At 74.3% G+C, this 9830-nt stretch carries 10 protein-coding genes; 5 read left to right on the top strand and 5 right to left on the bottom strand.

Annotated elements, in window-relative coordinates; all coding sequences use genetic code 11:
* Window positions 1–133 precede the first annotated feature (133 nt).
* On the top strand, window positions 134–550 hold the full coding sequence (gene msrB / locus ACYVID_RS16150) for a peptide-methionine (R)-S-oxide reductase MsrB (RefSeq protein ID WP_460738788.1): 417 nt from the start codon (window positions 134–136) through the stop codon (window positions 548–550).
* A gap of 55 nt (window positions 551–605) precedes the next feature.
* Here the strand turns inward: msrB and ACYVID_RS16145 are convergent, their stop codons facing one another.
* The 3 genes from ACYVID_RS16145 to hemG are packed head-to-tail and all read right to left on the bottom strand — an operon-like array spanning window position 606 to window position 3446.
* Complete coding sequence (locus ACYVID_RS16145) at window positions 606–1262, bottom strand: hypothetical protein (RefSeq protein WP_460738786.1); 657 nt, start codon at window positions 1260–1262, stop codon at window positions 606–608.
* Window positions 1263–1315: 53 nt separating this feature from the next.
* Window positions 1316–2023 (bottom strand): hydrogen peroxide-dependent heme synthase, encoded by a 708-nt coding sequence (gene hemQ, locus ACYVID_RS16140; protein WP_460738784.1) that lies wholly within the window; start codon window positions 2021–2023, stop codon window positions 1316–1318.
* A gap of 52 nt (window positions 2024–2075) precedes the next feature.
* Complete coding sequence (hemG, locus tag ACYVID_RS16135) at window positions 2076–3446, bottom strand: protoporphyrinogen oxidase (protein ID WP_460738782.1); 1371 nt, start codon at window positions 3444–3446, stop codon at window positions 2076–2078.
* A gap of 69 nt (window positions 3447–3515) precedes the next feature.
* Between hemG and ACYVID_RS16130 the strand changes: the two genes are divergently transcribed.
* A complete protein-coding gene (locus ACYVID_RS16130) occupies window positions 3516–4553 on the top strand; it encodes a DUF4349 domain-containing protein (RefSeq protein WP_460738780.1) in 1038 nt (345 codons plus the stop codon).
* A gap of 36 nt (window positions 4554–4589) precedes the next feature.
* Window positions 4590–5375: an NYN domain-containing protein gene (locus ACYVID_RS16125; RefSeq protein WP_460738778.1), complete on the top strand. Its 786-nt coding sequence runs from the start codon at window positions 4590–4592 to the stop codon at window positions 5373–5375.
* Between the two features lie 7 nt (window positions 5376–5382).
* On the opposite strand, the gene hemE is transcribed toward ACYVID_RS16125, so the two are convergent.
* Window positions 5383–6462, bottom strand: coding sequence for a uroporphyrinogen decarboxylase (gene hemE, locus ACYVID_RS16120; protein WP_460738776.1), 1080 nt, complete (start codon window positions 6460–6462; stop codon window positions 5383–5385).
* A 69-nt stretch (window positions 6463–6531) separates the two neighbouring features.
* Between hemE and ACYVID_RS16115 the strand changes: the two genes are divergently transcribed.
* A complete protein-coding gene (locus ACYVID_RS16115) occupies window positions 6532–7167 on the top strand; it encodes a DUF3000 domain-containing protein (RefSeq protein ID WP_460738774.1) in 636 nt (211 codons plus the stop codon).
* A complete protein-coding gene (locus ACYVID_RS16110) occupies window positions 7164–8483 on the top strand; it encodes an HRDC domain-containing protein (RefSeq protein ID WP_460738772.1) in 1320 nt (439 codons plus the stop codon). The genes ACYVID_RS16115 and ACYVID_RS16110 overlap by 4 nt, the downstream gene beginning before the upstream one ends.
* Here ACYVID_RS16110 and ACYVID_RS16105 read toward each other — a convergent pair.
* Window positions 8480–9826 (bottom strand): ABC transporter substrate-binding protein, encoded by a 1347-nt coding sequence (locus ACYVID_RS16105; protein WP_460738769.1) that lies wholly within the window; start codon window positions 9824–9826, stop codon window positions 8480–8482. The two genes, ACYVID_RS16110 and ACYVID_RS16105, sit on opposite strands and share 4 nt — an antisense overlap.
* Between the last annotated feature and the right edge of the window lie 4 nt (window positions 9827–9830).

Below are 9830 nucleotides of genomic sequence, written 5' to 3'. Positions count from 1 at the left end.
ACGGCATGTCCACGCCCGAGGCACTGCGCTGCCTGAAACGACGTTTGGCCCGCATCGTCTTCAACCACCTCAACACCGATCAAGCAGCGGCCGCGACTGGACTCGCGGCCGCCGCTTGACATAGGAGGAACGCATGTCCTACGACGTGGCCAAGACCGACGCCGAGTGGCGCGAGCAGCTCTCCCCCCTGGAGTACGCCGTGCTCCGCGAGGCCGGCACCGAGCGTGCCTTCGTCGGCAAGCTCACCGACACCGAGACCGAGGGCGTCTACCGCTGCAAGGCCTGCGACGCCGAGCTCTTCCGCTCCGAGACCAAGTTCCACTCCGGGTGCGGCTGGCCGTCGTTCTACCAGTCGCTGCCCGACACCGTGGAGGAGCGCGAGGACAACAGCCACGGGATGCGCCGGGTCGAGGTCTTGTGCAAGAGCTGCGGCTCCCACCTGGGCCACGTCTTCCCCGACGGCTACGGCACGCCCACCGGCGACCGCTACTGCATCAACTCCGTCAGCCTCACCCTCGAGGACGCCGAGGGCAACCGGGTCGCCGGTTGAGCCCGACCGGACTGCACCCGGCGCGTCTGGCGCGTCACCCGCACTCCGGTCGCTGCTAGGACGAGGCGGGCACCAGCGCGGACACCAGCACGACCACGCCCTCGCCGTACGTCGCGTCCGCCCACTCCTGCAGGGAGCCGTCGTCGTAGGTGACGTCGGCCAGCACGTGGGTCTCGGCGGCGTAGGTGCCCTGCACCCCGGGCAGCAGGTCGGGGAGCTCCTCGGCGATCCGCTGCAGCTCGGCGGCCGGGACGGCCGGGTCGGGGTCGGTCGGCGCCGAGGGCTCGGGTGCCATCACGTCGTAGAGCGCGGCCGGGATCGCGTCGGTCGCGGTCAGCGCCTCGCCGTCCCACGACCCGGTGATGGCGAAGGAGCCCCAGCGGATCTTGCCCTGCTTCTCGTTGCCCTGCTCCTCGTGCTCAGGGTGGGCGGACCAGTCCCAGCCGAGCAGGGAGGGCCCCGAGCACTGGGGCGGCCACGACTCCGCGATCGGGCCGAGGCAGACCTCGGGCCCCTTCCCGGTGTCCATCACCATCGCCAGGTTGGCGGTGCGGACGTCGGCGGGCAGCGCCAGGGCGGGCGGACCGGCCGGGTCCGCGGGGTCGGTGGAGCCGGTGTCGCGGGCGACGGTCTCGTCGCCCCCGCACGCGGTGAGGGCCAGCAGCAGCGGTGCGAGGGCCAGGAGGCGCAGGCTCGCGAGGGTCGGGGTCATGCCGCTGCGACGTACGCCGCGGACGACCGGTTCCCGCGGTGGCCGGGGGGTGCTCAGGGCAGCCGGTCCACGAGGTCGGCGACCGGGGTCAGCGCGCCGGTGTAGAAGGGGATCTCCTCGCGCACGTGGCGCCGGGCCTCGGAGCCGCGCAGGTGCCGCATGAGGTCGACGATGCGGTAGAGCTCGTCGGCCTCGAAGGCCAGCAGCCACTCGTAGTCGCCGAGGGCGAAGGAGGCCACGGTGTTGGCGCGGACGTCCTTGTAGTCGCGCGCCATCTTGCCGTGCTCGGCGAGCATCGCGCGGCGCTCGGAGTCCTCGAGGAGGTACCACTCGTAGGAGCGGACGAAGGGGTAGACGCACACGTGCTTCTTCGGCTCCTCGTCGTCGAGGAACGCCGGCACGTGAGACTTGTTGAACTCCGCCGGGCGGTGCAGCGCCATCTGAGACCACACCGGCTCGAAGCGGGACCCGAAGGCGGTGCGGCGGAAGCGGTGGTACGCCGACTGCAGCTCCTCGCTGGTGGCCGCGTGGGTCCAGAGCATGACGTCGGCGTCGGCGCGCAGGCCGCTGACGTCGTAGACGCCGCGGACCACGGTGTCGGCCTCGGCGAGCTCGGCGAAGAGCTTCTCGACCTCGGCGCCCTCGGCCGTGCGGTCGCTGTCGCCCAGGACGTCGCGCAGCCGGAAGACCGACCACATGGTGTAGCGGATCGAGGCGTTGATCTCCTTGACCCGGGCGGCGTTCGACTTCGTCTCGCTCATGCTCGCCATTGTGCCAACCCGGCCGTGACCGACCGAGCCGGAGGGACCAAGGTCACCCGAGCCGCGCGACCGCCCGCTCGGCCGAGCCGATGACGGCGGGGATCCCCACCCCGTCGTACGCCGCTCCGCAGACGGCCAGCCCGGGCACCCGCGCCAGCTCGGAGCGGATGCGCGCGACCCGACCGAGGTGGCCCAGGGCGTACTGCGGGAGACCGCCGCCCCACCGCTGCACGTGGGTGTCGACCGGCTGCGCACGGAGCCCGACCGCCTCACCCAGGTCCGCCAGCGAGGCCGCCACCAGGGCGGCGTCGGGGACCTGCAGCGACGCCTCCTCACCGTGCCGCCCGAGGGAGGTGCGCAGGTGCAGCAGCCCCTCGGCGGCGCCGGCCTCGCGGACCCAGCCCCACTTGGCGAAGGAGAAGGTGGCGGCCTTGATGGCGCGTTGCTCGACCGGCGGCACGAGGAAGCCGGAGGCGTCGGTCGTGGCGAGGTCGCCGACGTCGGGGAGACGGAAGGCGAGGGTCACGACGGCGACGGAGGCGGTGCCGATGCCCCCGACCAGCTCACCGGCGACCGGGGCGAGGTCGACCAGCAGTCGGGCCGCGGCCGGCGGCGGGACCGCGAGGACCACGGCGTCCGCGGTGATCGTGCGCTCGGCGGTGGTCGGCCCGACGACCAGCCGGAACCGGGCGTGCTCGCGGGTCAGCCGGCGCACCGTCTCCTGCGTGCGCACCTCGAGCCGCTCGGCGAGGGCCAGCGGCAGCCCACCCATGCCGCCGGGCAGGCCGGCGAAGACGGGCGCGGAGTAGGTCGCGGGCGCGGACAGCGACGGCGCCTGGTCGAGCAGCGAGCCCTTCTCGGCCAGCGCGACCAGCTGCGGGACCGCCGCGCGGGCGGAGATGGCGCGGGCGTGCCCGGCGTACACCCCGCCCAGCAGGGGCTCGACCAACCGGTCGGTGACGGCCGGTCCGAGCCGGTCGTCGACCAGGGCGCCGACGGTGACGTCCTCGCCGACGTCGGTGGGTGCGTGGCCTCGCTCGGCGCGCACGCGGTCGAGCTCGTCGGCGGTGAGGACACCGCTGGCCTCGAGGTCCTCGAGGTCCAGCGGCACGCCCATGAGCGAGCGCGGCAGCGGGCGCAGGGCGCCGCGGGTCCAGATCCGCGAGGACGCCCGCGCGGGGTGGCAGACCTCGAGGCCCAGCTCGGCAGCCAGCGCGACGCCCTCGGGGCGCCGGTTGAGCATCGCCTCGGCGCCGACGTCGACCCCGACCCCGGCGACGGCACGTCGGCGCAGCACGCCCCCGACCTCCGGCGAGCCCTCCAGCACCAGCACGTCGCGGCCCAGCCCGCTCAGCCGGTGCGCCGCGGCCAGGCCACCGATCCCGGCGCCGACGACCACCACGTCGCGATGCTCACCCGTCACGTCGCCAGCGTCCCACGGGCCCGGTGGCCGGCGCGGGAACCCCCGGCCGCTCCTCCGCGTCCCAGCCGCATGACCCGCACGCCCCGCACGCCCCGCGCCCTCGGCGCCTCCGTCCCGGCCCGGGCGGCAGCCCTGCTCGCCGCCCTCCTCCTCGGCCTCACCGCCTGCGCGAGCGACTCGGGGGGAGGCGACACCGCAGCCAGCGAGGAGGCGCTCGTCGACTCGGGCTTGGTCGAGGGCGAGGTCCCCGCGGCCGCTGACGGCCGCGGCCTGGCCTACGACGTCGAGGCGCAGGACTCCGACGCCGGCGGCTCGGTCTCCGGCTCCACCGGGCGGACCGGCGCCCGGCGGTCCGGGGTGGGGTCCACGACGCTGCGCGAGCCGTCGATCATCAGCACGGGGACCGTGAGCCTGCGCGCCGACGACGTGGCCGAGGCGCGCTTCGAGGTGCAGAAGGTCGTCGACCGGCTCGGGGGCCAGGTCACCGACTCCGAGACCAGCACCGACGAGGACGGTGCCGTGCGCGACGCCCGCCTGGTGCTGCGGGTGCCGAGCGACGACTTCACCGAGGCGATGGCCGAGCTCGAGGGCCTCGCCGACCTGGAGGCCTCCTCGACCTCCTCGGAGGACGTCACGACCCAGGTGGTCGACACCGAGGTGCGGATCCGGATCCAGCGCGAGTCGATCGCCCGGATCGAGGCGCTGCTCGCCCGCGCCGGCACCATCCAGGCCGTCGTCTCGGTCGAGCGCGAGCTGAGCCGCCGCGAGGCCGACCTCAACTCCCTGCTCCAGCAGCAGGCCTACCTCGCCGACCGCACCTCGCTGTCGACGATCACCGTCCACCTCCAGCGCCACGCCGAGGACGGCGGCCCCGACGAGGACGACGGCTCCGGCTTCCTCGCCGGGCTCGAGAAGGGCTGGGACGGCTTCACCGCCGTCGCGGTCGGCCTCGCCACCGTCACCGGCGCCGTGCTGCCCTTCGCCGCGGCGGCCCTGCTCGTCGGTGTCCCGGGCTGGCTGCTCCTGCGGGCCGCGGCCCGCCGCCGTCGTACGCCGGTGACGGCCGCGCCGACGACGGCCGCGCCGGCCGGGCCCAGCGAGGGCTGAGCCCACCCCGGCACCCGTGTCGGGCAGGATGGCGGGATGGCCGACTCCTCCGCCGTCCGGATGGCGGTCCTCATCGACGCCGACAACACCTCCGCCTCCCACGCGGGAGCCCTGCTCGAGGAGGTCGCGCGCTACGGCGTACCGACCGTCAAGCGCGCCTACGGCGACTGGACCACCCAGCAGCTGGTGGGGTGGAAGAAGGCGCTCAACCAGCACGCCATCCAGCCGGTCCAGCAGTTCGCCTACACGCAGGGCAAGAACTCCACCGACTCCGCGCTCATCATCGACGCGATGGACCTGCTCTACTCCGGCAACCTGGAGGCGTTCGCGATCGTCTCCAGCGACTCCGACTTCACCCGCCTGGCCACGCGGCTGCGCGAGTCCGGCAAGACGGTCTACGGCCTGGGTCGGCGCCGCACCCCGCCGTCACTGGTCGCGGCGTGCGACAAGTTCATCTACCTCGAGGTGCTGGGCGACCACGGTGACGACGGGGACGACGAGGTCGAGGGAGCCGAGCCGGCCGCCGAGGAGCAGGCGCCGCTGCCGGACCTGCAGAAGCTCCTGACCTCCGCGATCGACGCGACCTCCGACGACGACGGGTGGGCCCACCTGGGCTCGGTCGGCAGCTACCTCGGCAGCAGCCAGTCCTCCTTCGACCCGCGCAACTACGGCTTCGGCAAGCTCGTGACGCTGGCCCGCGCCCAGGACTACGTGGAGGTCGAGGAGCGCGACGACCACGTCATCCGCGTGCGCCTCGTCGCCCGACCGTCGTCGCGGCGGCGCGGCGGGCAGACCCGCAAGCGGACCGCCGCCAAGGAGTGAGGACCGCTCAGCCGAGCGGGTAGCCCTGGACGAACTCCGTCAGCCGCGCGAGCTGGTCGGGGTCGGTCGAGGGCAGCACGCCGTGGCCCAGGTTGAAGACGTGGCCCTTGGCCGCGCGGCCGGCCTCGATGACCTCGGCGGCGCGTGCGGTCATCACCTCGGTCGGGGCGAACACCAGCGTGGGGTCGAGGTTCCCCTGGACGCCGCGGTCGCCGACCATCGGGATGGCCCGCTCCAACGGGGTGCGCCAGTCGACGCCGACCACGTCGGCACCGGCCTCGCCCATGAGGTCGAGCAGGTTGGAGGTGCCGACGCCGAAGTGGATGCGCGGCACGCCCAGGGCCCCGGCCCGCTCCAGCACGCGCGCGGAGTGCGGCTGCACGTGGGCGGCGTAGTCCTGCGGGGTCAGCGCCCCGGCCCAGGAGTCGAAGAGCTGCACCGCGGAGGCCCCGGCGGCGACCTGGACCTCGAGGTAGGTCGCGGCGATCCCGGCGATCTTCTCCATCAGCGCCGCCCAGACGTCGGGCGCACCGAACATCATCGCCTTGGTCCTGGCGTGCTCCTTCGACGGCCCGCCCTCGACGAGGTACGACGCCACCGTGAACGGCGCGCCGGCGAAACCGATGAGCGGGGTGCTCCCGAGCTCGCCGACCAGGCCCTGCACGGCCTGGGTGATGAAGGGGACGTGCTCGGGCGTCAGGTCGGGGATCCGCGCGACGTCCTCGAGGGTGCGCACCGGTTCGGCCACGACCGGCCCGACGCCGGGCTTGATGTCCAGGTCGACCCCGACCGCCTTGAGCGGCAGCACGATGTCGGAGAAGAAGATGGCGGCGTCGACGCCGTAGCGGCGCACCGGCTGCATGGTGATCTCGACGACCAGCCCGGGGTCCACGCAGGACTCCAGCATCCCGACACCCTCGCGCACCTTGAGGTACTCCGGCAGCGAGCGACCCGCCTGGCGCATGAACCACACCGGGGTGTGCGGCACCGGCTCGCCGCGCAGGGCCTTGAGGAACGCGCTGCCGGACAGCTCCGGAGCGGGGCTGGCCGCAAGGCCGGGGGTGGGGCTGGAGGTGGGGCTCGTCACCGGGCCAGCCTCCCAGGGTCCCGGCGTGTTCGCACATCCCTTCACCCGAACCGGACCTACTGTGAAGCCATGGTCGTCCGCCAGGAGACGCACCCCGGAGCGGGTGCGTCCGCCGAGCCCCCCGCGTTCCGCGAGGCGGTGGCCGGCATGCGGGTGGCCAGGATGCGGCCCGAGGTGCTGTGCGAGCCGATGCCCGCACCGCAGCGGATCGCGCCGTACGCCGCCGCGGTCTCCGCCGACGTCACCGTCGACGACGTCGACCTCGGCACCGGGCGGATCATCCTGCTGCACGACCCCGCGGGCAACGACGCGTGGGACGGCACCTTCCGCCTGGTCGCCTACGTCCGGGCCGAGATCGAGCTGGACCTGGTCACCGACCCGATGCTCTCCGCGGTCGGGTGGGACTGGCTGACCGAGGCGCTGGACGCCCACGGGGCGGCGTACACCGCGGCCTCGGGGACGGTCACCCGCGTGGCCACCGAGAGCTTCGGCGGCATGAGCGAGGAGGGCGGGACCGCCCAGATCGAGGTCCGCGCCTCGTGGACCCCGCTGGCCTCCCCCGAGCGGGCCGGCGACCCCGACGCGGCGCCCGACGTGACCCCGCACGTCGAGGCCTGGGGCGAGCTGCTGTGCACCGCCGCAGGGCTCCCGCCGGTCCCCGACGGCGTCGCGGTCATGCCGAGCCGACGCGGGCGCAGCAGATGAGCGACCCCCAGGAGCCTGCCGAGCCGGCTGCCGAGGACGTCCCGGAGGCGCCCGCCGAGCCGGAGGCACCGCCGGCCCCGCTCCTCACGCTGCGTGACGGTCTCTCCGCCGTGGTCGACACCCGCGCGCGGCTCGAGGCCACGTGCGAGGCGGTCGCCGGCGGCACCGGACCCGTCGCGATCGACGCCGAGCGCGCCTCGGGCTACCGCTACTCCAACCGCGCCTACCTCATCCAGCTGCGCCGCGAGGGCGCGGGCACGCACCTGGTCGACCCGGCCGCCTTCGACGGCCTGCCGTTGCTGCAGGAGGCCATCGGCGACGCGGAGTGGATCCTGCACGCCGCCACCCAGGACCTCCCCTGCCTGCGCGACGAGGGCCTGTCCCCCGCCGCACTCTTCGACACCGAGCTCGCCGGCCGGCTGCTGGGCTACCCCCGCGTCGGCCTGGCCACCCTGGTCGAGTCGCTGCTGGGCCAGCGGATGAAGAAGGAGCACTCGGCCGTCGACTGGTCGACCCGCCCGCTGCCGCGACCCTGGCTGGAGTACGCCGCGCTCGACGTCGAGGTCCTCCTCGAGCTGCGCCACCTGCTGGCCGAGGAGCTCGAGGCGACCGGCAAGGCGGAGTGGGCGCGCCAGGAGTTCGACGCGCTGCGCAGCTTCGAGCCGACTCCCCGCGTCGATGCGTGGCGGCGTACGAGCGGGTTGCACAAGATCCGCGGACGCCGCTCCCTCGGCGCGGTCAAGGCGCTGTGGGAGCTGCGCGACGAGATCGCCGAGCAGCGCGACGTCACCCCGGGCCGGATCCTCCCCGACTCCGCGATCACCGTCGCCGCGACCGCGCTGCCCACCGACAAGGCGTCGCTGCTCGGGCTCAAGGGGTTCCACGGCCGGGGCGCCGAGCGCTACTCCAGCCGCTGGGTAGCCGCGCTGCAGCAGGTCGCCGAGATGCCCGAGGAGCACCTGCCCACCCGGCAGCCGCGCACCGACGGTCCGCCCCCGCCACGGGCCTGGGCCGACCGCGACCCGGTGGCCGCGCGCCGCCTCCAGCACGCCCGCGACGCGATGGCCGCGCTCGCCGAGGAGCACGGCATGCCCGCCGAGCAGCTGCTGACCCCCGACTACCTCCGTCGCACCCTCTGGACACCGCCGCGCACCCGCGACGCCGAGGCGCTGGCCGGGGCCGTGGGCGAGCAGCTCACCGGCTACGGCGCGCGACCGTGGCAGGTCGAGCTCGTGACGCCGTTGCTCGTGGCCGCGATCCTGCACGGCGACGAGCCGGTGCCGGACCCCGAGCCGGAGGACGCCCCCGCGGACTAGTCCTGCGGCTCCTCGACCGGCTCGCCGTCCTCGCCGACGACCGGGTCCGGCGCCAGCACCAGCTGGGAGGCCAGGTCGATCTCGGCGGTGACGGTCTCGAGGTCGAGCACGCCCGGCGCGGTCACGAGGCTCGCGACCAGCTCGTCGACGGCCCGCTGGAGCGGACCCCAGGAGTCCAGCAGCGGCGGGATCACCATGTCGTCGACGGACTCGGTGAAGACCGTCGCGGACTCCGGCAGGCGACCGGGCTGGAGGAAGTCCTCCGAGAGGGCCACCTGCTGGTTGGCGGGCACGAGGGAGCCGCTGCGGGTCAGCGGCCGCACCACGTCGTCGGAGATCAGGTGCACCAGCAGGTCGGCGGCGCCGGACAGCGAGACCGGGCGGCGGGCCAGGCAGAAGCCGATCAGCTCGCCGGTCGTGGCGGTCTCGTCGAGGGTGGGGATCGGCATCACGTCGAAGTCCAGGCCCTGCGTGGTGCGCAGCCGCGGGACCCACGACCGGTCGCCGGTGATCATCGCCAGCTTGCCGCGACGGAACCACTCGAGGGCCGGGGCCTGCTCGAGCTGGGCGTCGCTGAGGGTCAGCGGACCGCTGCGCAGCAGCGCCAGGGTGCGCTCGAGCGCCTCGCGGGTCGACTCCTCGCTGAAGGCCAGCGACGTGGGCGGCTCGCCGTCGGCGAAGAGGTCGCCGCCCCCGGCGTACACGAACGGGGCGAGGCCGGCCAGCGAGGGGTCGACGTGGACGCCCTTGGTGCCGCGGCGCGGGCGGGTCGCGAACTCCGCGGCCTCGCGGAACTGCTCGAAGCTCCAGCGGTTGGGACTCGTGGGCGCGTCGAGACCGCGCTCGCGCATCCGCTCGAAGTCGACCAGGTCCTTGTTGTAGTAGACGACCGTCGGGGAGACCTCGAAGGGCATGCACTGCAGGCGCTGGTCGGCGGAGAAGGCGAGCAGCGCGTCGCGGGCGTAGCCGTCGCCGAACTCGACGAAGCGCTCGTCGAGCAGCTCGTCGACCGGGATGGTGCGGCCGTCCTCGCGCAGGCGACGGAGGTCGCGGCGGGAGGCCATGAAGACGTCGGGGCGGACCTCCCCGGCCTCGATGGCGTCCATCGCCTCCTCGCGGTCGGCGAACGCGACGACCTCGACCTCGGAGGTGTCCGAGCGTGCGGAGTACTCCGCCATGAGGCGCTCGTAGGTGTCGATCTCGATGTCGCTGCCCCAGACCGCGAGGGTCAGCACGTCCTCGGCCCGGGGGGCGGGCACGGGGTCGGGGCTCAGCGGCGGCTGCTCGTCCTCGGAGGTGCAGGCGACCAGGCTCGCGAGCAGGGCGACGCACGTCGCGGCCACGCCT

Source organism: Nocardioides ginkgobilobae, from assembly GCF_054781275.1.
This window is presented reverse-complemented; position numbering and strand designations above follow the sequence as displayed.